Raw genomic sequence first — 25,648 nt, 5'->3', positions numbered from 1 at the left:
AGCCGTTAATCAGCAAAAATAGCAGCGGTTTCGGATCGGCGATCTGGTAGGCAGGCTGCACGATACACGTTTTGGAGAGGACGTCCATGAAACTGCATTCCAGCCTTGGCCCGAACCCCCGCCTTGTTCGCATGTTCCTGATCGAGAAGGGCATCGAGGTCGAACGGGTCCATTATGACATCATCACCGGCGAGAACCGCTCTGATGAATTCGCCAAGAAGAATGTCCTGCAAACCCTTCCGGTGCTCGAACTGGACGATGGCAGTTTGCTGACCGAGAGCACAGCGATTTGCGAGTATCTCGAAGAGACCCATCCGACGCCGAACATGATCGGCACTTCGCCGGAAGAGCGCGCCGAAATCCGCAAATGGGTGCGCTGGTTCGATCAGGAAATCGTGGTCCCGATGACCATGGGGTTCCGCGCCACAGGTGGTCGGCCCATGTTCGAACCGCGCATGCCGGTGGTCAGCGAGGCGGCTGGGGCCGAGCTGACAGAGATGGCCAATGAAAAATGGCGCTGGCTGGACCAGCAACTGGGTGACCGGAACCACATATGTGCGGACCGTTTCACGCTGGCCTGCCTGATCACCTTCTGCTTCGCCAATTTCGGGTTCACCGTGGGCTGGAAACTGCCCGACGGAACCGACAATCTGGCGCGCTTCATCGACATGCACAACCAGCGCGAAAGCGCGAAAGTGTGGCAGGACAGCGAGTAAATGCCTGACCTTTCCGGCAAGGTCGCGATCGTTACCGGCTGCGCTTCCGGCATTGGCGCTGCAACGCTCAAGCGCCTGATTGCAGACGGGGCCCGCATCCTGGGGACCGATATCGACGCGGCGGCCGGCGCCGCGCTGTGCGAAGAGGCGGGCGCGCGCTTTGCTGTCCAGGACGTGTCCGATCGGGCGCTTTGGAACGGGGTGGTGCGCGAAGCGATTGAGGCCTTCGGGCGGCTCGATATTCTGGTCAACAATGCCGGTATCGTGACTGGAGCCTCTATCGGTGATGTCGACGACGACACATGGGACCGTGTGATTGCTGTCAACCTGACCGGGACCATGGCAGGCTGCCGCGCTGCGATAGCGGCGATGAAAGATAATCCCGGCGGCGCCAGCGGCGCGATCATCAATATCGCCAGCACCACCGCTATGGCGCCCCTGCCGACCGATGTCGGGTATTCGGCCAGTAAGGGGGCCGTGCGGGTCATGTCGAAATCGGTGGCGACCTGGTGCGCGCAGCAAGGCTACGCCATTCGCTGCAACACTGTGATCCCGGGCGCGACCGAGACGGGCATCCTCAACGCGGCAGAGGAAGTGACACCGGGCCTCAAGGCCGCCGTGGCGGCGACCTCACCGATGAAGCGTCTGGCGGATCCCGCCGAAACCGCAGCGGCGATTGCCTTCCTCGCCAGTGACGAATGCCCGTTTATGACGGGGGCAGAAATGCTGGTCGATGGCGGGGCCTTGTCGATCCATCCGGGCTTTTAGCAGCCCTAGTCAGAGGCCATCTTGTCCAGATAGCCGCTGCCGTGCATTTGTGCGGCGGTCCATGCGAAGACGATCATGGCCAGCACGCCTGACACGACACACACGCCAAATACCGCAATGCTCAGCGACGAGGGGCCATAGACGGGGGTCAATTGATCGCTGATTGCCCCGATGATCGACAGGCCTGCCGCCTGGCCGACCAGATTGTTGAAGAATAGCGCAACCGCAACGGCGAAGCCGCGCTGCGAAGGTTCTACGGCCGCCTGGATCCCCGAAAGGATAGGTGCCTGGCTCGCAACATAGATCGCATAGGCAATCGCAAACCAGATGAGGAAGGGCCAGAATGCGCCCGATTGGAGGCTGATCGCCAGCGGTATCACGCAGCCGAGGCTGACGGCGCCGGGCAGCCATGCGCGCCATCGCTCGTCCCGCCTGGTCAGCCATTCGGCAACATAGCCGCCCAGCACCGGCCCGGGGATACCCCCGATCAGGAATGCCAGACCCAGATAGAGCCCGACATCACCGGTCGAGATATCAAAATTGCGCAGCATTACTGCGGCCATCCAGAACGCCAATGCGTAGCCGATCATTATTTGCACGGCCCAGCCAATCGCCAAGCCCATGAATACCCGGTTGGCGATCAGTTCCTTCAGTGTTTCGCCCAATGGCTGTTGTTCGATCGTGGCACTGGGCGGAGCGAAGCGCCCGCGTTTTGGTTCACGCACGGTGAGATACATCATCAGGCCGATCAAAACGCCCGGCAGTCCCATCAGAATAAAGGCATAGCGCCAGCCGAACAGCTCATTGAGCTGCCCCCCAACGATCAATCCGCCAGCGGTGCCCATTGTGGCGCCCAGCGTCAGATACCCCATCGCCTTGGCCAGTTCGTGGCGCGGAAAATAGTCGGAAACCAGCGATTGCGAGGCGGGTCCGGAGCACCCTTCACCCACACCGACACCGGTGCGGGCAAAGAACAGCGTCCAAAAGCCGGTTGCCAGCCCGCAAAGCGCGGTCATCACGCTCCAAAAAGAGATCGCCCCTGCGACAATGTTCTTGCGGACCGATCTGTCTGCCAATCTGGCGGCCGGAAACCCGATGATGACATATGTTGCGGCAAAGGCGAGCCCGCCAAGCAGCCCGATCTGGAAATCGGAAAAGGCAAATTCTGCCTTGATATCCTCCAGCAGGATCGAGAACACCAGCCGGTCAGCGATGCTGAACATGCTGACTACAGTTAGCAGGCCAAGCACATACCAGCGGTAGTTGGAATTCGCGCTGGGATCAGACCCTTCGGTGCGGGTGTCGCTCAACGCTCTGGTCGCGCCTTGAGTCCATTATCGATGGTGTATTCATTCCCGGTCTGGAACCGGCTCTCATCGCTCGCCAGAAACAGGACCATGTTGGCGACATCTTCGGGCGCGCCGAGAGAATCCTTGGGCAGCACGCCGTCCGGGATATCCATCGGTTCTTCGCCGGCGCGGCCGGATATGCCCATCACCATCGGTGTCTCGATACCCCCGGGCATCAACACATTGACGCGGATCTTGTTGTCCTCGTCCTGGCAATACATCGCGATCGACTTGGTCATGGAGCGGATCGCGCCCTTGGCCGCAGTGTAAGCTGGAATATTCCCATAGCCGAGCAAAGATGCGGTCGAGGCCATGTTGATGATCGATCCGCCACCGGACTTGGCCATCAGCGGAATGCCATATTTACAACCCAGGAATGTCCCGACGACATGGATATCCAGATGCAACCGGAAATGATCGAGTGAACATTCGAGAATATCCTCGAAGATTACATTGCCGGCATTGTTGACCAGAATATCCAACCTGCCGTGCATCTTTTCGACCTCGGCAAAGATCTCCTGCCAGCGGGCCTCGTCACGGACATCGTGCTGCAGGAAATGACCGCCGACAGCAGCGGCGACTTTCTGTCCTTCCTCCTCGTTGATGTCAGTGACCACGATCTTGGCGCCCTCGGCGGCCAGGCGTTCGCAATCGGCCTTGCCCAGACCCATCGCTCCGCCTGTGACCAGTGCAACTTTGCCCTCGACGCGTCCTGCCATGTCTCTCTCCCATAAGATTTGGTGTGAGAGGTAACGTGGAACACGAAGGACCCAAACCGTCAAAAAGGGTGGGGAAGGGAGACCGTGCTCCCGGCTCGCCATTCTGACAGTTCGCGCCGGCACGCCTGCTGCATAGTCTTGGCCACAGGAGGAAAGCCAATGGCGATGGACGCGCAAGAAGTCGAAACGCTCAAGGCCTTGATGGAATGGGAGGCCGGCAGGTCCGCGCCCCCGGAAGGGTTTCCCCATCTGCCCGACATGCCTGCGGCCCGCTACACCAGCCAAGCCTATTTCAACCTCGAACAGGAGCATATCTTTCGCAAGAGCTGGCTGTTTGCCGCGCATATTGACGAGGTGCCGGAACCAGGATGCTTCATGCGGTGGCACAATGCCGGTGACCCGATCATTATCGTACACGGCATGGATGGCGTGGTCCGCGCTTTCTACAACACCTGCCGCCATCGTGGTGCACCCGTCGTCACCGAAGACAAGGGGCGATCGCCGCGCCTGATGTGCGGTTATCACAACTGGACCTACAAGACCGATGGCAGTCTGATCGGCGTTCCCGAGCGGCAGGATTTCCCGCCCGATTTCGATATGAGCTGTCGCGGGCTGATCCCGGTCCGCTGCGAAATGTTCGGAAATTGCATCTTCGTCAACTTCGACGAAGGCGCGAAGAGCTTGCTCGACTGGCTTGGTCCGCTTGCTGACGAATGGGCGGAATTCCGGTTCGACAAGGTGCGGCTGGCGGCCCGCCACAGTTTTGAACTCAATTGCAACTGGAAAGTGGCGATGGAGGCGAACATGGAAGTCTACCATGTGCCCTATATCCATCCGGACACGGTGGCCCCGCTGGTCGACAGCAAGCGCAATGTGAATCACTTCTATCCCAATGGGCACGCCCGCATGCTGGCCCCTGCGCCGCAGCAGACCGATCGCGAGCATGTCCGGGCTATCGATAGTCCGCCGGAGTGGCAGCCAATCGAAACCGTCGGCGAATTGGGGCGGACTGCGACGCAAAGCTACACCCTCTTTCCAAACTGGGTTTCGCCATTGTCCAACTTCTTTGTGCCGCCGCTGCTGTTTTGGCCGACCGGGCTGGGCACCACGCGGCTGGAACTTGTCACCATGGCACTCGACTGGGGTGATGCACCGGCGCCGGATCTCTGGACGGTACCGGACGCAAGCAAGCCCAACGGGCGCGACATGAGCCCGATCATCCTGGAAGACACGCAGTTTGGGGAAGCGATCCAGAAATCGATGGAAAGCCAGGGCTTCAAGAGTGTGCCGCTCAGCTACCAGGAGGCCCGCATCTACAGCTTCCACCAGAATTGCGACCGGATGATCGGGACCGATGCGATTCCCGAGGAGCTGAGGGTGGCACAAGTGATCGGGAAAGAGTGGGTCTGGCCCAATGATCCACGGGTTGAATTGATGCGCCGCGAGCAAGCCCCGGAGGACGTGTGAGGCCAAAATGCCACAATTCCGTAGCGTAAGCGGGGACTAACGCTTTTGCTAAATGTGCGTGAATCGCAACAGGCATAGGTTGCGTATGCAGCTTGAAGAAGTTGCAGGAGATTTCGGATCGGAGACACGGCGCAACTGCCGGCCCGGTTCTATAGGGAGAGGATGACCATGATTGAGAAGACCGTCGCCCAACAGATCGCGCGCCGGATGCGGCCCGCATTCTACGCATCGGCCGCAGGCATCGCCATGCTTGCCGCACCGGGGATTGCCCATGCGCAAGACGCAGACGACGGAGCATCTTCCGATGGAGCAACCGGCAACGAGATCATCGTTCTGGCGCGCCGTCAGGAAGAAACTCTTCAGGAAGTACCGGTTACTGTCACGGTCATTGGCGGAGATACGCTCGAGAAATACTCGGTCGACCAGGTGGCCGACGTGGTCAGCCGCGTCCCGACCCTGAACGTGCAGGTTGGTGGCTCGGGCTCGGGCGGTCAGCTGTCGCTGCGCGGTGTCGGATCCTCCAACATCTCGGCAGCGTTCGATTCCGCGGTTGCCTTCGATTTTGACGGGGTTCAGGTCAGCACCATGCGGCTGGTCCAGGCCGGTTTCTTCGACACCCAGCAGATTGACGTCCTCAAGGGGCCGCAATCGCTGTTCTTTGGTAAGAGCGCCTCGGCCGGTGTGTTCTCGATCCGCTCTGCCGATCCGACCCCGACCTGGGAGTTTGGCGGCAAGGCATCTTACGAGCTGGAAGAAAAAGGCTGGGTCGTAGGCGGATTTGTATCCGGTCCGATCACTGACACGATGGGTATCCGTGTTGCCGGCCAGTACACCGATATCGAGGACTATGTTGAGCTTCAGCCGGGCACGCCAACGGCCCTGGGGGACAGTCGCGGCTTCAAGGATTTTGTCGGCCGTGTGACACTGGCGTGGGAGCCCACTCCGGGTTTCGATATCAATCTCAAGATGCAATATGTGCATACCGAAACCGATGGCGCAATCGCGCACTCGGACATTTTCTGCGGTGCCAATGGGCGTGCCGACGAGGTGGTTCTGCTCGGCGGCGCAATTGCTGTCCCGGCGGGCAATGATTGCAACGCTTTTGATGGCAAGTATTTCTTGCCTGATGCCAGCGGCGCGGTAGCGGGCAGTGTTCCGACCGCGACAGGTCCGACCCTGGCTGCTGGCCGCAACGGGGTCCCCTTCGGCGAAACGGATCTGTTCTTCGGGCGTCTGCGGATGAATTTCGACGTCACGGACTCGATGACGATCACGACCACAACCGGCTACGTCGATCTCGATGCAACCGACTTCGATAGCTACAGTTATGTCGGCATCGGCCCAGCCTTCAATCCGGGCGGCGTTCCAGTTGGGCTGATTGCTCCGGCCCTCGCTGCAAATAATGCGCCAGGTTCGCCACAGGGCTTCGGCTCGAGCGATCCGCGTAATACACTGGAGCAATTCAGCCAGGAAATCCGGATCACCAGCGACTTCGACGGTATCTTCAACTTCATGGTTGGTGGCTTTTACGAATGGCGTAAGTTCGTGTTCGATACGTCCCAGCAGGCCGTCAATATTTCGATTATCGCACCTGATCCCGTAACCGGCTTTACCTATGATTGGGACAAATCCCAGGAGACCAAGACATCTGCTGCATCATTCTTCGGCAGTGTTATTCTCGATCTCACTGACAGGCTCGAGCTTTCAGGGGGCGTTCGCTATACCGATGAAAGCAAGACATCGCGCATCTCGGTTCCGTTTGTGCATACCTTCCTTTCAGCAGGACCGGGCTTTATCGATAGCGGGTTCTTCTCTGGCCCGATCGACTTTTCCGATAGCAACTGGTCTCCAGAAGCCACGATCAAATATCAGGTCAGCGACGATGTGAATGTGTTTGCGTCGTTCAAGACCGGTTTCAAATCCGGCGGCGTCGACAACAGTGCATTGCCATCGTCGTCATTGCTCGGCTTCGGCAGCCCTGATCCGGCTGTGCGGCAAGCGACTGCTGATGGCCTTATCTACAATTCGGAAAGCGCTATCGGTGGTGAAGTGGGTGTGAAATCGCAATTCGCGAACCGCACTTTCACGCTCAATGCGACGGCATATTACTATGTGTTTGATGATCTGCAGGTGCAGAATTTCGATGGCACCACGATCCAGTTCATCACACTGAATGCCGGTGAAGTCACCACCAAGGGTGTTGACGTGGCCTGGGGTTGGGAAACCCCGGTTCAGGGCCTCAACCTGTCGGGCAACCTTTCGTGGCTCGATGCGCAGTTCTCCGACACATTCAACACAACGGGCGGCGTCGATCTGGATGGGCGCGATGTGGCCCGTGCGCCGACCTGGTCGGGTAACCTTGCCTTCGATTACACAGTGCCAATGGGCGACTCGCTTGAGCTTAACCTGGGCGGCAACGCGATCTACAGCGGCAGCTACTTTACCGACGAGGTAACGCTGAACGACTTCCGACAGGACAGCTATGTCGCCTTCGATGCGCGGGTTTCGATTGGCCATCCTGATGGCAAGTGGAGAGTTTCGCTGGTCGGTTCCAACCTGACTGACGAGATCTGGGTGAACACTTCGGGTGATCGTCCTTTCCTTGCTGGCCCGGGCCTTGGCCTGCCGGTGGGTGACGACCTCGTCGTAACCCAAAACCGTGGTCGCCAGGTCTTCGTGGAAACAAGCTTCCGCTTCTAGGCGGGTGAGCAACACAACAGGGGGAGGGGGCGCTTCCGGGTGCCCCTTTCTTTTTGCGCGATAGGTTTCCTATCGAAATTCAAGGGCGACAAAGCCGGATTCGGCCTGCTATCTGCCGCGCAACAAGAGGAGAATCTGATGGCTACCGATTATAGCAACCTGATCGACGGTGAGATGGTCACCAATGACAAGTGGATGGATGTGGTCAATCCGGCCAATGAAGAGGTGATCGGTCGCGTGCCGGCCTGCGGTAAAGACGAACTGGATCGCGCCGTCGCGGCAGCGCGCCGGGCGTTCAAGACCTGGTCCAAGACCCCGATCGACGAACGTCGAGCAGTAATCCAGCAGGTTGCCGGCGTGATCAAGGAAAACGCCGACGAACTCTACCGTTTGCTGACCAGCGAGCAGGGCAAGCCGCACCAGCAGGCGCAGCAGGAAATCATCGGCGCCTCCATGATGGCCAGCGCGCAATCGACGCTCTCGCTGGATGACGAGATCAACGAAGACAGCGATACCCGCCTCAGCCGTACCCGCCGTGTGCCGGTGGGCGTTGTCGGCGGCATCGTGCCGTGGAATTTCCCGGTCATGATGGCGATGCAGAAGATTGCCCCGGCCATGCTGTCGGGCTGCACCATCGTGCTCAAACCCTCGCCGTTCACGCCGCTGGCGACGCTGCGGATTGCCGAACTGATCAAGGATGTGGTGCCTGCCGGCGTGGTCAACATCATTACCGGCGAAGACTCGCTCGGCCCGATGATCACCGAGCATGAGGATATCGACAAAATCACTTTCACCGGCTCCACCGCGACCGGTAAGAAGATCATGGAAGGTGCTTCCAAGGACCTCAAGCGCATCACGTTGGAACTGGGCGGAAATGACGCCTCGATCGTGATGCCTGACGCGGATGTCGAGAAGGTGGCCGAACAGCTGTTCTGGTCCAGTTTCAGCAATGCCGGCCAGATCTGCATCGCGGCCAAGCGCGTTTATATCCATGAGGATATCTATGATGATTTGAGCGCTGCAATCGCCGAATATGCCAAGGGTGTAACCGTGGGTGATGGCTCGCAGCAGGGCACCGGCGTTGGCCCGATCCAGAACAAGAAGCAGTATGAGCGTGTGCTGGAGCTGATCCAGGATGCCAAGGACAATGGCTATCAGTTCCTCTTGGGCGGCGATGCCGACCCGTCGGGCACCGGGTATTTCGTGCCGCTGACCATCCTCGACAATCCGCCCGAAGATGCGCGGATTGTGGCCGAGGAACAGTTTGGACCGGTCATGCCGCTGATGAAGTTCTCGAGCGAGGAAGAAGTGATCTCGCGCGCGAACAACAGTGAGTATGGCCTGGCCGGCGCGGTGTGGTCGAAGGATGTCGACAAAGGCGTCGAAATTGCCGAGCAGCTTGAAACCGGCACGGTGTGGGTGAACGAATTCCTCCACCTTTCGCCCTTCGCTCCGTTCGGCGGCCACAAGCAGTCCGGCTTTGGCGCTGAATACGGCAAGGAAGGCCTGACCGAATTCACCTATCCGCAAGTGATCACGGTGAAGCGCGACGCTGTCATCTGATCATCAGCCTTTCGGGCCCGCCGCCCGGAGGCTATGACAGAATAGGAAAGGCTGTGTTCTCCTTTGGGGGGGGGCACAGCCTTTTTTTCGTGCGCTGGGCCTTATTCCCGGCAGTGAATTCGGCACGACTGTTGCCTCAATTCGAACAGGTTCGGTTCAAATTGGTGCAGTTCCCTTCAAAACTCCCGATTTTGACTGGTAATCTCAAGAGCTTGGGTTAACCAGTGCATGGGATTTGTTGGGACTCGCGGTTTTTTGGGGGGCGCAAGGTTACGTGACGGCATATAATGCAATTGGTTCGCTACGGGGGTAGCGATCAATGACGACGGATAATGATGTGGCGGCGCCGCAAACGGCCGCTGGCCAACAGGTATTGCCGAGCCAGGCGCAGGCGGCCGAGCCGAAGGTGGAGTATTCCCTTTCAGGCGGACTGATCGCACGGCTGGAAGCGCTCGGCATCAGCCTCGCTTTCACCTCCTACCAGTCTGGCTTGCTCTATATGCTTGGGCGCAATCCGCAGGGCGGGGCGCATCTGCACCAGTCGGCGATGGCAAAGCCTATGGGGCTATGCCGCGTGCCATCAGGCGATCTCTATATGACCGGCGCGGCGCAGGTGATCCGGTTTGCCAATGTGTTGTTTGGTGACCAGCGCGCCAACAATACCTTCGATTGCTGCTTCATGCCGCGGACGGTCCATGTCACCGGCCAATTGGACGCGCATGATGTCGGCGTGACCGATGACGGGCAGATCTTGTTCGTAAACACCCGCTACAATTGCCTCGCAACCTTGTCTGCAACGCACAGTTTTGAGCCCGTCTGGCGGCCACCTTTCATCAGCGCGATTGTCGATGAGGATCGCTGCCATCTCAATGGCCTTGCGATGGAAGATGGCAAACCGCGCTACCTTACTGCCGTCAGCAAATCCGACACGATCGATGGCTGGCGGGACCGGCGCGCCGATGGCGGCGTTGTGATCGATTATGCCAGCGGCAAAATCGTGTGCGAAGGGCTCTCGATGCCCCATTCCCCGCGCATGCATAATGGCGAATTGTGGATTCTCAATTCGGGCACCGGAGAGATCGGTTCGGTCTCTTTCCCGAAGAAGAAGGGCGCCATCGGCACATTCAAGCCGAAGGCGTTTTGTCCCGGCTTCCTGCGTGGCCTCGCTTTTCACGGCAAATACGCCTTCGTTGGCCTCAGTAAGCCGCGCTACAAAAGGTTTGACGGGCTCGCCCTGGCGGATCGCCTGAAGGATACCGATAGCGAGCCTTGGTGCGGCATCCAGGTGATCGATCTGGATACCGGCACCTGCGTCGACTGGTTCCGCATCGATGGCGAGATCGGTGAGTTGTATGATCTCGAGATTATTCCGGGCTTTGCCTGCCCGATGACCGTTTCTCCCGGTTCGCCGGATTCCGCACAATTGATCACGACTGCGCCCGATACTGGCGCGGGCGGCTCGACGACCTAACACGAATTTCCAAGATCCCGTCCCAGCTTGATGGGACCGAATACCTGCACAGGGGCAGATAGATTGACCAAGACGATTGCACATTCCGACATATCCGGCTGGATGGGCTTTGCCATGATGCGCGGCGGTCGGGTAACCAAGGTTGACGGGCAAGTTGGCAGCTATGCCCCCCATCTGGGCGTTACGGTTACGGCAGGCGGTCTTTCGACCGGTGCCCTGGCCCTGGGTGCGACGCTGCTCAAATTCACCGCCCCTCTCCTCCTCGCCTCCGCCAGCAGCGCCGCCATGGCGCAGGCCCAAGATGCTTGTGTCAACAACGGCAACAGCGACTTTGACTGCGTCGACGGCGGAGCGCCTGCGACAAACACGCAGGTGCTTGATGGCAGGGGCGACGGCAATGCGACTGACGTCACCCTGGAAGACGGGTTCGATGTCGACACGGCCGTCAGTGGAAGCACTGCGATTGAGGTTGCTGATTTCACTGGCATTTCGATCATCGGCTCGGGTGGGAATTCGATTGTTGGATCGGGCCTCGGTATCGGGGCGATAAATACCGGGATGGGCGACATCTCGATTAGCCAGATCGACGAAGTTGTAGGCAGCCGAGACTTTCGTTTCGGATCCAGCGGCGACTACGGCATCCTGGGGCAGACGGATTTTGGCAATATCACCGTCAGCGGCATCGGGACCGTTTCGGGAAGCCGGCGCGCGGTCTCAGTGCGGACCCTGGAAGGGAATATATCAATTCAGGATGTCGGCACGAATGGCGGCATCAATGTGACGCAAACGAATAGTCCATCACTTTCCTATGCCATTTGGGCGAAGAATTACCGCGGCGGTGACATCGAAATTGGCACATCGGCGCCCGTCGGGCCAATCACTGGCCAATTCGGCGCGATTTACGCAGTCTCCCAAACCTATTTCGCTGGTGCCGGTTCGGGCGCCGTGCGCATTGATACTTCGGGAGGGGCGATTTCCGCAGGCGCGGCCCCATACTCCGGCTTTTCCAACTTCACAGTAATCAAAGCGGAAAACCGAACTGCAGCTGGTGAAGTTTCGATCGTCACTGGTGATATCACTTCGAATGGCAATGCGTTTGCGATCAAGGCGTTGTCGCAAGCTGCAGAAGGCATCTCTATCGACACGACAGCGGGCAGTATTTCATCGTCCAGCGGAATCTACGCTGAGGCGAATAACCGCCAAGCGCCAATTTCCATCATGACCGGCGACGTTGCCGTCAGCAACTCCGGGATTTCGGCTCTTGGCGCCGGTGATATCACTATCGACACAAGTCTTGGTACGGTCACGAAGACATCGGGTATTTCGCCAGCGGTGTATGCCCGCTCAGGGAGTGGAGAGAGTATTTCCGTCACCACGGCAGATGTGGATTCTGCCAATGCAGGGGGTGTCAATGTCTCCGTATTTGGTTTTGCTTCAAGCGTAAATATTGACACATTGGCAGGTGCGATAACGGCGCGAGGTGACGCGATCCGAGTACAGAAGAGCTCCTTTTTCACTCCAGCACCTGTCACGATCACGACTGGGGATCTGACCTCGACATTCAGTTCCGGTGTTTACGTAGACAATTTCGGTAACGGCCCGACCATTATCGATACCACGGGAGGAACGATAAGCGGTGGCGCCAGCGGAATCGGAGTCTGGTCCCGATCAGGCTCAATCACGATTACTACAGCGTCGGTCGATTCTGTGTCAGGTGCTGCGATCACCGCCCTTACAGGGTCAAACTTTGTTTCTGTCGATACGACGGCTGGCGCGGTAAGCGGCGGGAACGGAATAGTTGTCCGGAATTTCCGCCAGAATGTCGATGTCACAACAGGTGACGTGACGGCGACACGGTCCGGTGTTTTTGTCTATACGAAAGGCGATGTCAGCGTCGATACCACGGCTGGTGCAGTGGTAGCCGGTCGGGATGGGATCTATGTAGAGAATGCCAACGCCTATTTGGGTGCCCCTGACGGCAATATCACTATCGACGTGGCAGACGTCAGCGCAGCGCGGGCGATAAACACCCGAGCAGGTGACGGGACCACCACAATCAGGGTGGTCGACGGCGCGACGATAGAGGGCACCAGTGACGCAGGCGTCCGTGTGAATTCGCTAGGAGGCGCAATCGCTTTCTCTGCGGGAGACAATGTCGCAATCTCCGGGGAGGGCTACGGCGTCTATCTCCGCTCAAATCAAGGCGACATAACACTTGATGGTGGTGCCGGGTTCACAGTGACCGGTACAAGGAGAGGGCGTGACTCCGCAGCGGTCTGGATTGAAACCCGATCCGGCTCGATTTCGGTCGAGGGCCTGGATTCCGTTACTGGGGTCTACGCAAACGGGATACACACGCAGACATATTACGGCGACATCACCATCGGCGAGACGTCTCAACTCGGAGACGTCGTATCCGGAGCTTCCGGAACCGCGATTGCAGCGGAGGTGCGTCGGTCCGGCGCATTGACCATAAATACGACAAATGGCTCCATCTCGGGAGGACTGTTTGGAATTTCCGCGGCAATTGAGGGAGGGGTTGATGACTTGTCCATCGTGACCGGAGACGTTTCGGCGTCATTCGCGATGGATACGGTGGCCCCGTTCAGCGTCGGAATCCGGGCCTATAACCGCGGCAGCGGTGATATTGTTATCGACACAACTGGCGGCAGTGTGAGCGGCGCGAGGGCAGGCATTCGAGCCGCTGGCTCTCGCGGGGGCGATGTGACAGTGGTCACAGCTGATGTCACCGCGACGGCCTATGATGCGATCCATGCTCGTGGTAGCGGGAATATCGTTATTGATACGACTGCAGGCACGATCGCAGGTGGGACTAGCGGCATCAATATTGCCGACGCGTACGGACGGGTTGATATTTCCGCTGGGAATATCTCGGTCGCTAGCGGATCCCAATCGGGCATTCAGGTCAATAACTCCGGCAGGGCCGACACCAGTATTCGTATCGCGCAAGGGGCAACTGTTGCGGCAACAGAAGGTGGTACCGCCATCGATGTGTCGACGCGAGGCGATATTCTTGTCGAGGGTGATAACTCGAACCTGACAGGTGGTAGCGGCGTTTTTGCTCGTTCTAGGTACGGAACCGTCACCATCCGCGATTTCGATACAATCAGCGGCATTTTCGCACGATCATCACAATCCGATGTCACGATCTCGAACATCGGGACCGCCACCGGCACCATCCGCGCACTGAGCTATGGCGCTTATGGAGCAGTTTCGATTCAGGATGTCGGCCGCGCCGGAGGGATTACCACGCGGTTTGATGGTATCAGTGTCGGACGATTGTCTGGCAGTGTATTCATCGGCAATCAGGTGGCAGTTGGCGATATCGTCGCGGGATTCAGCGGAATCGTTTCCAGCACGTCTGGCACTTTCAATCCGGACACGCATGTCGAGATCGATGCGACAGTCAATTCGGTCACAGCCGGCGAGAGCGGAATTAGAAGTATTCTGGGTGGCGCTCGGGGCACCATGACGATCCGCTCCGGAGATATCACCGCTGGTGCATATGGCGTCTACATTAGGCACGATTCGACCGATCAACTGACCGTAGACACGACTGCGGGATCGATCAGTTCCGGCAATAGCGGGCTGAAGGTCATCACAGGTGTGCTGGCGCAGGCAGATTTGAAAACCGGTCAGATCACAAGCACCTTTGGCGACGGAATCCACGTCGATAGTTCCGGTACGCTCAGTATCGAAACGACTGCCGATGTGACTGGCGGAGAACGCGGGATATTCGCGTCTTCTTATAATCTTCCTACAACTATCACTCTGGCAGACGGGTCATCGGTGACCGGTGAACGTGCGGATGGCATCAGAGTCGAGGCTGAAGGTGGTGACATTGATATCTCGGGCGCAGCCGCCGTCAGTGGCGCGAATTATGGACTCTATCTGAGGTCCGAGCGTCGCTTCTTTTTTTCTCCCGTCAACCCAGCAAATATCTCGGTCCGGGGGCTAGCGAGTATCGAAGGGGCGAATGGTCTAACGGCTATTTCCGAATATGGGGACATCGTTATCGCCGATAACGGCGACATAACCGGCCGGGCCGGCTCCGGGGTGGTTGCACGGTCCACGGCCGGCAGCATCACAATCGATTCAACCGGCGGCATGGTGAGTGGGTTCGGTGGCAACGCGATCGGTGTCGGAAGTATTACAGGCAACATTTCGATTACCACCGGGGATGTGAATTCGGCGGGCGGGCGGGCTGCCTTGCTGGCCACCACGCGTCTCATTGGCGAAGTAATTTTAGATACGTCTGCCGGGACAGTCACGTCTGATGGCGATGGCATCTCTGTTTCGAATTTCGGCTTCGGAAAGACTGCCGTCACGACAGCTGATGTGAATGCGGGTTATGGCGGCATTGTCGTCTACGCCAATGGGCCCATTGCGATCGATACGACCGCTGGTGCGGTTTCCGCGGGTCTAAATGGCCTGGAAATAATATCCAACGGGACAGGAGATATCCTTGTCGAAACTTCAGATGTATCGTCAACTGCCGCGGGCGGTATTCTAATTCGAAGCCAGATCGACCCGGGCAGTAGCGTTGTAGTCGACACGACACAGGGCAAGATCGATTCACGATTTGATGGCATCGCATTCAGCGGCCTGACCGAAGATAGTGATGTAACGATCCGCACGGCCGACGTTAGCAGTGGCCAAACCGGCATATCGGTGATCAGCGGAACCAATTCGACGGCAGATATTGATACGACCGGCGGATCAATCTCGGGGACCCAGTCCGGTTTATCTGTATCGACTGGCAGTGGCAGTTCGATCGCCATCAATACGGCAGATGTGAGCGGCGAAATACGAGAAGGGATTTTCGCGAGTATAAACGCGATGGATGACAGCACATCCGGCGCCATCCTGATTAACTCGTCGGCAGGGGCGGTCACAGGGGGCCGCCATGGCATTGGCGTCATCTTCGGTGGTGCGGGAACTCTCGACATCACCACGGCAGATGTAACCGGAGGTGAGTCGGGGATCCGCATTCTGGATACGACGACGACATCAGAGATCGCCATCGATAGCACACGGGGAACTGTCACAGGTGTTTCGGATGCGATCTCGATCAGCAAAGCCGGCGCCGGATCGGTCACCATCGCGACATCTGACGTAACCAGCCTCGAAGGTATTGGCATCAGGATCGGAGAAGAGACCGGACAGCCGACCGGCAATTTTTCCCTAAATTCAACCGCAGGCACCGTTTCTGGCGCCCGGGGCATCGTGGCCTTTGGCAGAAGCATCCTGCTCAATGTCGGCTCGGTCCAGGCCACCACAGGATCCGCCATTGCGACTTATGGCACGGCGACCAACGATATTGCGATTGCGGCGGGGGCATCAGTTGGCTCGCTTACTGATCAGGCCATATTCGCGCGCGCTGGTGACGTTACCATCGCAAACGCTGGCACAATCACAGGGTCGGTCACGTTGGGCGACGGCAAAGACAGCCTGACCAATACGTCGTCGACCTCGGTCAATCTGCGCGCGTTTGCCGACACTGATATGGACGGCATTCGTGACACCGAAAGCGTTGCGATCAGCGATTTCGGAGCTGGTACGGACACATTCACCAATGCCGCCGGCGGCGTAGTGCGCCTGATGACAGTGGCGGACCAGGCCGGTTTCACGGTAGGCACGGATGATGACACCGCGCCGACGGCGGTCGATATTGCTGGCGCCTATGCCTCCAACGCAGCGGAAAATGCTGGTGGTACCGCGATGGCGGGGATCGCCAATACTGGTATCGAGCAAGCGCAATTGCTCAACCTTGAATTGTTCGACAATGCCGGCAGCATCATCCTGCAAGATGCGTTGACGGGCGGTACCCGCGCGATTGCCGGGGATCTGCTGGTTATTTCTGGCGGTGCAACAGCCGGCACCAGCGGCGGCGGCGAATTCCGTTCGAACGGCGGCAGCCTGCTGCTCGACGTGTTCCTCAATGACGGTTCGAGCGATCTGGCCGATATGCTGGTGGTCGACACCACCACTCTCGGCATGGGCGGTGCAACGACGATTTCGATCGCGGCCAGTGCCGGGAGTACGGGTGCGGGGACCGACCTTGATGGCGACGGCATGTGGACCGAGGGCGAAGGCATCCTGCTGGTCGACGTTCTGGATGCTGCCAATTCGAATAGCGGGGCCTTCGCGCTCGCTGGCGGCGAGTTCGTCAGCAATGGCGCGCTTTACAATCTGTTCTACGGTGCAACCGGTGGGGACTGGTACCTCGCCAACCTTCTGGCGAGTGACGATGTCGGTTTCTGCCAAACGAGCAGGGTCGAGGGCGGCATGCAGACATTCGATGCGGCCCTCGGCTGTTTCGCGGATGAAAGCTTCGCCCTAGCCGATACGGCCACGGCCCGGATTATCGAAGGCGCAGGTGGTGCCGATACGATCCGCGTCACCGGCAGTGCTTCCGTCTCGCAAGGGATCTATGGCGGACTTGCCGGCCAAGATGGCTCTGCCGCGCAGGATACAGGCGATACCATCCTGATCGACACCAGCGGCACCATCGGCATTGTCGATGGCGTTCTGGGGGATGACACGATCACGCTAGCCAACGGCACTGTTGCCAGCGCGACGGGCAATGCCGGCAATGACACCTTGGTGCTGTCCGGGGCGACTGTAACCGGCGCTGTATCAGGGGCATCGGGCGAGGACAGGATCACCTTGTCGGGCGGCGGAGCTGCATCGGTAAGCGGCGGTGATGACGCGGATACGATCATTCTCGATGGAAGCGCGATTGCCGGTGCGATTACGGGCGATGGCGGTGCAGACAGCATTGTATTGGCATCCGGATCGGCAGGGTCTGTCTCCGGCGGCGCTGGCATGGACAGCATCACACTGAACGGTGCCACTGTGTCCGGCCCGATCGCGGGTGACGGCGAAAGCGACTCGATCAATCTCAAGAGCGGTAGTGCAGGTTCCGTTTCGGGCGGAACCGGCGCAGACAACATCGTCCTCAATGGCGCGACCATAATGGGTGCAATTTCAGGCGACGCTGATGCGGATACCATCACCCTGACGAGCGGAACGGCCGGATCGGTCTCGGGTGATGATGGCGCGGACAGGATAACCTTGCAGGGTGCGGACGTTGGCGGCGCTATTTCGGGTGATTCTGGTGACGACATTATTGCTGCGACCAGCGGCAATGCGGGATCGATCTCCGGCGATGCCGGAGCGGATATCATCTCGCTTGCCGGTGCGACGATTTCCGGTGCCGTGAGCGGTGATGCAGGCGGGGACACGATTGCTCTTGCTGGTGGCAGCGCCGCATCGGTCTCGGGCGGCGACGATGCTGACTCGATTGCGCTTGGCGGAGCGGCCATTGCCGGCGCAATAAGTGGCGATTCCGGGGCGGATACGATCAATCTTGGTTCGGGCGGTGCTGGTTCGGTTTCCGGCGACGCCGGGGCCGATGTGATCACCCTTGCCGGGGCGACCGTCGCGGGTGCCATTTCCGGCAATGCCGATGCCGATAGGATCATGGCCAGCTCGGGCTTGGCCATGTCGATCAGCGGCGGAGACGCAGATGATACGATCAGCCTCTCCGGAGCCACGATTGGCGGCGCGATAACCGGCGATGCCGGTGCCGATACGATCATGGTCTCGGGCGGCAGCGCAACCTCAGTCGACGGCGGTACGGACGGCGACATGATTGCTGTCTCCGGTGGGGCGATTAGCGGAGATGTGTCTGGCGGCGACGGCGCAGATACGCTTTCGCTGACCGGCGGGACTCTTGGTTCTGCCAGCGGCGGCGCAGGCGCAGACGGAATAACGCTAGACGGCGCAACGGTCACGGGCGCGATTGGGGGCGGCGCTGATGACGACACGATTGCTCTTGATTCCGGAAACGCGGCCTCGGTCAGCGGAGATGGTGGAGCAGACACTATCGGCCTTCAAGGCGCGACAATTGCCGGTGCTGTGGCAGGCGGTGATGAGGATGACACACTCCTGCTGACAGCGGGTTCGTCTGGCACAGTCACAGGTGACGCCGGTAGCGATACCATCATGCTGGCCGGTGCCACTGTTGCAGGGGCAATTTCCGGCGGTGCGGATGCTGATACGATCTCTGCTACCAACGGTACGGCAGCGGGCATCAGTGGTGATGCCGGGGCAGACTCGATCACACTCGCCGGTGCGACGATCTCCGGAGCAGTAACCGGCGATGCAGGCGCTGATACTCTTGCCATCACGGCTGGCATTGCAGGTTCGATCGATGGCGGTACGGACACCGATACGATTGCCGTTGCTGGCGGAACTGTTCTCGGAACCGTGGCTGGCGGCGCTGGGGCAGACAGTTTGTCGCTCACTGGTGGCACAGTTGGATCTGTCAGCGGGGACGCTGGCCTGGACACAATCACCCTCGACGGGACAGTTGTGACCGGTCTCATCGACGGCGGCGCTGACGCGGATACAATCGTTCTGGCAGCGGGAAGCGCCGCTGCCGTGGCGGGCGGCGCAGGCGCGGACGGAATCACGCTATACAGCGCAACGGTCACAGGCGCGATTGCGGGCGGCGCTGATGGCGACACGATTGCACTCAATGCCGGAAGCGCGGACTCTGTCACCGGCGATGGCGGTGCAGACACGATCGGTCTTCAAGGCGCGACTATTGCCGGTGCCGTCGAAGGTGGCGCCGATGCCGATGTGATCATGGCCAGCTCGGGCTCGGCCATGTCGCTCAGTGGCGGTGACGCAGATGATACGATCAGCCTCTCCGGAGCTACGATTGGCGGCGCGATAACCGGCGATGCCGGCGCCGATACGATTTTGGTATCGGGCGGTAGTGCAACCTCGGTCGACGGCGGCTCGGAAGGCGACATGATTGCCGTAACCGGAGGTGCGATCAGCGGTGACGTGGCAGGGGGCGAAGGCGCAGATACGCTGTCGCTGACTGGCGGCATGCTTGGATCTGCCAGCGGCAATGCGGGGGCTGACAGCATCACGATAGACGGCGCAACGGTCACGGGCGCGATTGCGGGCGGCGCTGATGGCGATACGATTGCTCTTGATTCCGGAAACGCGGCCTCGGTCAGCGGAGATGGTGGAGCAGACGCTATCGGCCTTCAAGGCGCGATCATTGCTGGTGCCATCGAAGGTGGCGCCGATGCCGATATGATCATGGCCAGCTCGGGTTCGGCCATGTCGCTCAGTGGCGGTGACGCAGATGATGCGATCAGCCTTTCCGGGGCCGCCATCGGTGGTGCGGTAACCGGCGATGCCGGTGCAGATACGATCCTGCTGACGGGCGGCACTGCCGATAGCGTCTCGGGGGATGCCGGCAGCGACACGATCATGCTGGCCGGTGCGGCCATCTCAGGCGCCATCACTGGCGGTGCGGACTCGGATACGATCTCCGCCACCAGCGGGACAGCAGCGAGCATTGGTGGTGATGCAGGGGCAGACTCGATCACGGTTGCAGGTGCGACCATATCGGGCGTTGTAGCTGGGGGAGCGGGCGCAGACGAAATCCTCCTTGGCGCGGGATCGGCAGCCTCTGTCGATGGCGGTGACGATGCCGACATGATCGTCCTCGATGGGGCCACTGTCGCCGGGGCGATCTCCGGTGGATCCGGCAATGACGCGATCGGATTGAACAGCGGCACGGCCGGTTCGGTATCAGGCGGTGTTGGCGAGGATATGATTGTGTTGGCCGGTGCTGCTGTGACCGGCTCTATCGACAGCGGCGACGGTAATGACAGCATCTCGCTGAGCAGTGGTTCCGCAGCTTCTGTCGATGCCGGATCAGGAGCCGATACAGTGATCCTGTCTGGTGCGAACGTAGCAGGCGACATTCTGGGCAGCGCTGGCGAAGACGTGATCGGCCTGAATGGCGGTTCGGTTGCCAATGTTTCTGGCGGTGCTGATGCCGATATGATCGTTCTGGATGGCGCGACGGTCTCCGGTGCCATTTCCGGCGATGCTGGCGCCGATAGAATCGCGCTCAATTCCGGCGCGGCAGGCGCCGTTTCCGGGGGCGATGGCAATGATTTTGTGATGCTCGCAGGGGGTGCGGTCTCCGGGGCGATAAGCGGAGGTGACGGCGACGACACCTTCGGCCTCATGGCCAGAACAGCGGGGTCGTTAGCTGGCGGCAGCGGCAATGACACCTTCGTGCTCGACGGAGCTACGATTGCAGGCGCAGTTTCGGGCGGCAGCGGAGACGACGGATTTGCCATCAACTCCGGAAACTTCGGATCGATTGCGGGCGGAGATGGCAGCGATACGGTGATCATCGATGCAGCGTCGACATATGACGGCACGGCACCCATTGACGGCGGAGATGATACATCTTCCGCTGATGGCTTTGTCGATAGGCTAGGCCTGAACAATTTCGATTTCGCACTCGATGGATCGAAGCTGACCAATTTCGAAGTTGTCGTGCTGGATGAAGGCTCCGACGCCACGCTGACAGGATCATTCGTTACCGGGAGCGATGTCGATACGGGGCTGTTCCTGCTGGGCAATTCGACCCTTGCGGCGAGCGCCGGTTTTGCCCTTGATGGCAATCTGGCGATCGACTCCGGCTCTTCCTTGTTCGCCCGCGATGGCGGTGCGATCAGCGGCAATGTGACAGCGATCGGAAACATTGATCTTTCCGATGGCGCGACGGGAGATCGGCTTTCCATCGGGGGCAATTTTGCCGGTGGCGCAGGCACGCTGTTCCTCGACCTCGATATTGCGGGCGGCACGGCCGATAGCGTGGCCATCAATGGCGATGTCAGCGGTGGCACATGGATCGATCTCAACCGGATCGATAATGGTGTCGGGCGCGTCCAATCGATCGAGCTTGTCTCAGCGACAGGCGCAATTGACCGGAGCAATTTCGCACTGATCGGCGGTAGCTTCTCGGTCGGGGCATTCGACTATGGCCTGGCTCTGGAAGGGCAGTCGCTCGTGCTTGCCGGCACGATCACGGCGCAATCGTCAGTCTATCAGGCATTGCCAGGCGCGTTGGAGGTCATCAGTCGCTTCGACACACTCAAAGCGCGCCTCAGCCATCGCCTGACCGCACCGAGCACAGACGGTGTGATGGAACTGGGCGGTTCTTCCGGCGGCCAGGTCGGCTCTGGCCTTTGGACCCGTGTTACGGTGGATTCTGAAAGCGTCACGCCCGGTATCTCGACCGCTGGTGGCAGTTACGAGAATGACCGGATCGAATGGGAATTCGGTGGCGATTTCAATCTCGGGGGCGGTTTCCTCGGAACGCTCTCCGGTCACTACGTGAATGTCGAGAGCGAAGTGTCAGCGCCGCGCGAACAAGGCATGATCGAGCTTGATGGCTGGGGCTTCGGCGCAGCCATCGCTTATTTCGGGGCGAGCGGATTTTATGCCGACCTGCAGGGTCGGGCGACATGGATCGATCCCGACATTACCACCGCGACGCAGGGTCGGATTCCAGTAGCAAACGGCGCGTTTTCGGGTGGTGCATCATTCGAGATCGGCCAACAAATCTCGCTCACCCGCTCGCTTTCGGTCACACCGCAAATTCAGGCGATCTGGACCACAGTATCGTTCGACCAGTTTACAGGCCCGATCGGCGAACTGATAAGCGATACTGCCAATGACGATCAGTTCGCGGGCCGCGCCGGCCTCACGCTGGATGGCAATTGGACAACCGGGAGCGGTAGTGGCGGGAACCGCAGCTTGCGGGCCTACGGCATAGCCAACCTGCACTATGTCTTCGATGCCGAGAACCGAGTGACGGTTAGCGATTTCGACCTCGTGACAACCGATGCCGAGTGGCTTGGCGAGATCGGTCTGGGCCTCAGCCATAGCTGGCGGGACGGGCGCTTCACGATCTTCGGGCAAGGCAGCATCCTGACTGATCTGGAAGGCGGTCAGGATGTTGATCGCCAGCAAGTTGTGGTCGGGCTCAAGATCGGCTTTTAGCAGGCCGTAATCCGGAATTGGGGCGGGGCTTCGGCTCCGCCCTTTTTCGTATCAGTCGATGTGGATGCCGCGATACTGGCTGCGGTAATAGAGCAGCGGGTCATCCTCGCTGTGATAGCGGGCATGCAGGATCCGGCCGATCAGGACGAGATGGTCGCCGCCGTCATGGATTGCGTGGCGGCGGCACTCGAATGTCGCCAGCGCCCGCTGCAAGACCGGGTTGCCCAGCTCACTTGTCGCCCAATCCCCTTCGACAAAGCGATCGGCCCCCTTCATGGCGAAGCGGGTCGAGAGATCCTTGTCCTCGCTGCCCAGGACATTGACCGCGAAACTCTCAGCGGTTTCGAGCAGGTTTGCGCTGCCGGCGTTGCGGGCCGGACAGACCAGCAGCAACGGCGGATCAAGACTGACCGAGGCGAAGCTGCTGACAGTCAGGCCGACCGGTGAGCCATCGGGCGCTGCGGTCGTGACAATCGTCACTCCGGTCGCGAAACAGCCAAAGGCATCGCGCAGGGCGCGCGTATCGTCACCCTCGTGATAGGTCCGGGCAGGAAGAGAGTGATGATTATCGGTCACCGGGATGCCGATAGCACGCTGGCAATCCAGCGAAAGGGAGCTTTAGGACCATCAGTCTACCGAACGCACATTCTCGATGATCCGATCTTCGAGCACGTCACCGTGCATGACCGAGACATCGCCGGTTGTTTCGAGCACCACGGCGCGCACCTTCGACAATTCGAGGACGTTGGCCTCGCGCAATTTGGCTACCACATCGGACCTGCTGACCCGTTCTTCGTCCATTGCTTTCTCGCAGAACTCGCCGTCGCGCATCAACAGCACAGCGTTGTTCTGCATGGCCTGTTCGAAGCTGTCGGAATTCTTGCGCCAGCGAGCCAGGGTCCATTGGGCCGTAAAGAGTCCTGTCATGGCCACCATCGGCTGCACGAACCCGGTCCAGTCGGTTGCTTGTGCGGCGCCAGCCAATAGCGAGCCACTCGCGACCGTCATGACGAAATCGAAATTGGTCATCTTCGAAAAAGATCGCAGCCCGAGAACGCGGACCAGGAAGACCACATAGGACAAACCGATTCCCGAGAGAAGAAATCCTCGCAGCAGCGCGTCAGGCCAGGTCGCGTCGACGAACATCAGGCCTGCACCACATTCTGTTCGATTGCGCCGAAGATCGAGTGGCCCTCGCTGTCGTCCATCCACACTTTCACACTGTCACCCGGTGCCATGAAGCGGGTCTTGGCCTCACCATCGGCAATGGTTTCGATCATGCGAATTTCCGCGATGCAGCTATAGCCAAGGCCCCCTTCCGAAACAGGCTTGCCCGGCCCGCCGTCGGCATCCTGGTTGGACACCGTACCCGAACCGATGATTGCACCGGCTCCCAGATTGCGGGTTTTGGCCGCATGGGCGACCAGCTGCGCGAGGTTGAAAGTGGCATCGACGCCGGCATTGGCACGGCCGAACGGCGCCCCGTTGTAATCGACATTGAGCGGTAGCTTGATCACGCTGTCCTGCCACGCATCGCCGAGCTCGTCCGGGGTTACGGCCACGGGCGAAAAGGCGCTGGCCGGCTTGGACTGGAAGAAGCCGAAGCCCTTGGCCAGCTCACCCGGGATCAGGCCGCGCAGCGATACGTCGTTGACCAGCATCACCAGCTTGATGTGACCGGCGGCATCCTGCGCGCTCACGCCCATCGGCACGTCATCGGTGATGACGGCGACTTCGCCCTCCATATCGCAGCCCCAAGCTGTGTCACCCAACGGGATGTCGGCGCGTGGCGGCAGGAAATCGTCCGAGCCGCCCTGATACATCAGCGGATCGTGATAGAAGCTTTCGGGCACTTCGGCTCCGCGCGCTTTGCGCACCAGCTCGACGTGGTTGATATAGGCGCTGCCATCGGCCCATTGATAGGCGCGCGGCAACGGCGAATGCGCCTCGCGCTCGTGGAAACGTTCGCACGGCACTGTCTGGTGCTCGACATCGCGGTAAAGCGCTTCCAGCTTGGGCGCCACCTGGTCCCAATTGTCGAGCGCGGCCTGCAGTGTCGGCGCGATATTGTCGGCGGCGCAATAGCGGGTGATGTCCTTCGATACGACGACCAGTTTGCCGTCGCGAGTTCCGTCGTTGAGGGTGGCGAGCTTCATGTCAGCTATCCTTGTTTTCCGGGTTGTCTGGGTTGTCGCTTTGGGCATCGGGATGGGCGCGCTGGAAGGCGGGCTCGGCGAGGCAGGCCGCCTCGATCCGGGTCATATGCGGTTTGTCGGCAAAGTCGAAAGCGAACCGCCGGGCATTATACATTTGCGGCATCAGCACTGCTTCAAAGAAGCCCGGGCGATCGAACAGGAAGTCTCCGGCGCCGAGCTGTCCAAGCCGTTGCTCGAGCGGTTCCAGCGTCCGGGCAAGCCAATGGCGATACCACCTGTCCACTTCCTCTTGCGACTTGCCGTATTCCTCTTTCAGCCACTTGAGCACGGGCAGATTGAGTGGCGCGTGCAGCTCGGTCGCGATGGCGTAGGCAAGCTCGCGTGCGACGTAACGTTGCTCCGGATCAGCAGGCAGCAACGGCTGGTCGGGATAGGCTTCATCCAGCCATTCCAAAATGGCCATCGATTGCGCCTTGTCGCCGGTTTCGGTTTCCAGCATCGGAACGCTGCCAAAAGCATTGCGGGCTGTGAAAGCCTCGCCCTTTTGCTCCGCCTTCAGCAGGTTCACCGGCACGTTTTCGTACGCGAGCCCCTTCAGCTCCAGCGCGCAGCGGAGGCGATAGCTGGTCGAGCTGCGGAAGTAGCCATAGAGCTTCATACCGGTGCAAATCCTACGCGATGGAACACTTGGAACACAGTCCTGGGAAACAAAATCCCTTCCCCGGACCGCATTGCAATATGCGGAGTAGGGGAGGGGGGTCGCGTGGTCATCAGCCCTTCATACCTATCCTTGGCAAAGTAGGATAGCTGCCGCGTCGCGGGC

13 protein-coding genes are annotated in these 25,648 nt (G+C 59.7%); 7 read left to right on the top strand and 6 right to left on the bottom strand.

Going from position 1 to position 25,648, the window contains the following annotated elements:
- Window positions 1–86: 86 nt before the first annotated feature.
- Both ABD653_RS05615 and ABD653_RS05610 read left to right on the top strand, forming a co-directional pair.
- Window positions 87–716 (top strand): glutathione S-transferase family protein, encoded by a 630-nt coding sequence (locus ABD653_RS05615; protein ID WP_160777776.1) that lies wholly within the window; start codon window positions 87–89, stop codon window positions 714–716.
- A complete protein-coding gene (locus ABD653_RS05610) occupies window positions 717–1,484 on the top strand; it encodes an SDR family NAD(P)-dependent oxidoreductase (protein ID WP_160777775.1) in 768 nt (255 codons plus the stop codon).
- Between the two features lie 5 nt (window positions 1,485–1,489).
- On the opposite strand, the gene ABD653_RS05605 is transcribed toward ABD653_RS05610, so the two are convergent.
- A complete protein-coding gene (locus ABD653_RS05605) occupies window positions 1,490–2,794 on the bottom strand; it encodes a spinster family MFS transporter (RefSeq protein WP_160777774.1) in 1,305 nt (434 codons plus the stop codon).
- A complete protein-coding gene (locus ABD653_RS05600; RefSeq protein WP_160777773.1) occupies window positions 2,791–3,552 on the bottom strand; it encodes an SDR family oxidoreductase in 762 nt (253 codons plus the stop codon). Before ABD653_RS05600 ends, ABD653_RS05605 begins: the two co-directional genes overlap by 4 nt.
- A 159-nt stretch (window positions 3,553–3,711) precedes the next feature.
- Between ABD653_RS05600 and ABD653_RS05595 the strand changes: the two genes are divergently transcribed.
- The 5 genes from ABD653_RS05595 to ABD653_RS05575 all read left to right on the top strand — a co-directional run bounded on the left by ABD653_RS05595 (window position 3,712) and on the right by ABD653_RS05575 (window position 22,669).
- Window positions 3,712–5,019: an aromatic ring-hydroxylating oxygenase subunit alpha gene (locus ABD653_RS05595; RefSeq protein ID WP_234032096.1), complete on the top strand. Its 1,308-nt coding sequence runs from the start codon at window positions 3,712–3,714 to the stop codon at window positions 5,017–5,019.
- A gap of 168 nt (window positions 5,020–5,187) precedes the next feature.
- A complete protein-coding gene (locus ABD653_RS05590) occupies window positions 5,188–7,719 on the top strand; it encodes a TonB-dependent receptor (protein ID WP_160777772.1) in 2,532 nt (843 codons plus the stop codon).
- A 138-nt stretch (window positions 7,720–7,857) separates the two neighbouring features.
- Window positions 7,858–9,282 carry an aldehyde dehydrogenase family protein gene (locus ABD653_RS05585; RefSeq protein WP_160777771.1) on the top strand — a complete coding sequence of 475 codons (1,425 nt, stop codon included), beginning with the start codon at window positions 7,858–7,860 and terminating at the stop codon, window positions 9,280–9,282.
- A 319-nt stretch (window positions 9,283–9,601) separates the two neighbouring features.
- The gene (locus ABD653_RS05580) at window positions 9,602–10,753 is read left to right on the top strand and encodes a TIGR03032 family protein (RefSeq protein ID WP_160777770.1); all 1,152 of its coding nucleotides are present in this window, start codon (window positions 9,602–9,604) and stop codon (window positions 10,751–10,753) included.
- A gap of 63 nt (window positions 10,754–10,816) precedes the next feature.
- On the top strand, window positions 10,817–22,669 hold the full coding sequence (locus tag ABD653_RS05575; RefSeq protein ID WP_160780245.1) for a hypothetical protein: 11,853 nt from the start codon (window positions 10,817–10,819) through the stop codon (window positions 22,667–22,669).
- 51 nt (window positions 22,670–22,720) lie between these two features.
- Here ABD653_RS05575 and ABD653_RS05570 read toward each other — a convergent pair whose 3' ends face one another.
- The 4 genes from ABD653_RS05570 to maiA are packed head-to-tail and all read right to left on the bottom strand — an operon-like array spanning window position 22,721 to window position 25,483.
- Window positions 22,721–23,245, bottom strand: a complete 525-nt coding sequence (locus ABD653_RS05570) for a flavin reductase family protein (protein WP_160780244.1) — start codon at window positions 23,243–23,245, stop codon at window positions 22,721–22,723.
- Between the two features lie 51 nt (window positions 23,246–23,296).
- Complete coding sequence (locus tag ABD653_RS05565; RefSeq protein ID WP_160780243.1) at window positions 23,297–23,815, bottom strand: DUF421 domain-containing protein; 519 nt, start codon at window positions 23,813–23,815, stop codon at window positions 23,297–23,299.
- Window positions 23,815–24,825: a fumarylacetoacetate hydrolase family protein gene (locus ABD653_RS05560; protein WP_160780242.1), complete on the bottom strand. Its 1,011-nt coding sequence runs from the start codon at window positions 24,823–24,825 to the stop codon at window positions 23,815–23,817. Before ABD653_RS05560 ends, ABD653_RS05565 begins: the two co-directional genes overlap by 1 nt.
- 1 nt (window position 24,826) lies before the next feature.
- Window positions 24,827–25,483 carry a maleylacetoacetate isomerase gene (maiA, locus tag ABD653_RS05555; RefSeq protein ID WP_160780241.1) on the bottom strand — a complete coding sequence of 219 codons (657 nt, stop codon included), beginning with the start codon at window positions 25,481–25,483 and terminating at the stop codon, window positions 24,827–24,829.
- Between the last annotated feature and the right edge of the window lie 165 nt (window positions 25,484–25,648).

The sequence above is a fragment of the Parerythrobacter jejuensis genome (assembly GCF_039536765.1).
Classification (GTDB): domain Bacteria; phylum Pseudomonadota; class Alphaproteobacteria; order Sphingomonadales; family Sphingomonadaceae; genus Parerythrobacter; species Parerythrobacter jejuensis.
The sequence above is the reverse complement of the archived record's forward strand: the minus strand, read 5'-3'. Positions and strand labels throughout refer to the sequence as shown.

What these genes read in the sequence shown, in the direction of transcription:
- ABD653_RS05615 (WP_160777776.1), top strand. Translation starts at nt 87, where the DNA reads ATGAAACTGCATTCCAGCCTTGGCCCGAACCCCCGCCTTGTTCGCATG.
- ABD653_RS05610 (WP_160777775.1), top strand. Translation starts at nt 717, where the DNA reads ATGCCTGACCTTTCCGGCAAGGTCGCGATCGTTACCGGCTGCGCTTCC.
- ABD653_RS05600 (WP_160777773.1), bottom strand. Translation starts at nt 3,552, where the DNA reads ATGGCAGGACGCGTCGAGGGCAAAGTTGCACTGGTCACAGGCGGAGCG.
- ABD653_RS05595 (WP_234032096.1), top strand. Translation starts at nt 3,712, where the DNA reads ATGGCGATGGACGCGCAAGAAGTCGAAACGCTCAAGGCCTTGATGGAA.
- ABD653_RS05590 (WP_160777772.1), top strand. Translation starts at nt 5,188, where the DNA reads ATGATTGAGAAGACCGTCGCCCAACAGATCGCGCGCCGGATGCGGCCC.
- ABD653_RS05585 (WP_160777771.1), top strand. Translation starts at nt 7,858, where the DNA reads ATGGCTACCGATTATAGCAACCTGATCGACGGTGAGATGGTCACCAAT.
- ABD653_RS05580 (WP_160777770.1), top strand. Translation starts at nt 9,602, where the DNA reads ATGACGACGGATAATGATGTGGCGGCGCCGCAAACGGCCGCTGGCCAA.
- ABD653_RS05565 (WP_160780243.1), bottom strand. Translation starts at nt 23,815, where the DNA reads ATGTTCGTCGACGCGACCTGGCCTGACGCGCTGCTGCGAGGATTTCTT.
- ABD653_RS05560 (WP_160780242.1), bottom strand. Translation starts at nt 24,825, where the DNA reads ATGAAGCTCGCCACCCTCAACGACGGAACTCGCGACGGCAAACTGGTC.
- maiA (WP_160780241.1), bottom strand. Translation starts at nt 25,483, where the DNA reads ATGAAGCTCTATGGCTACTTCCGCAGCTCGACCAGCTATCGCCTCCGC.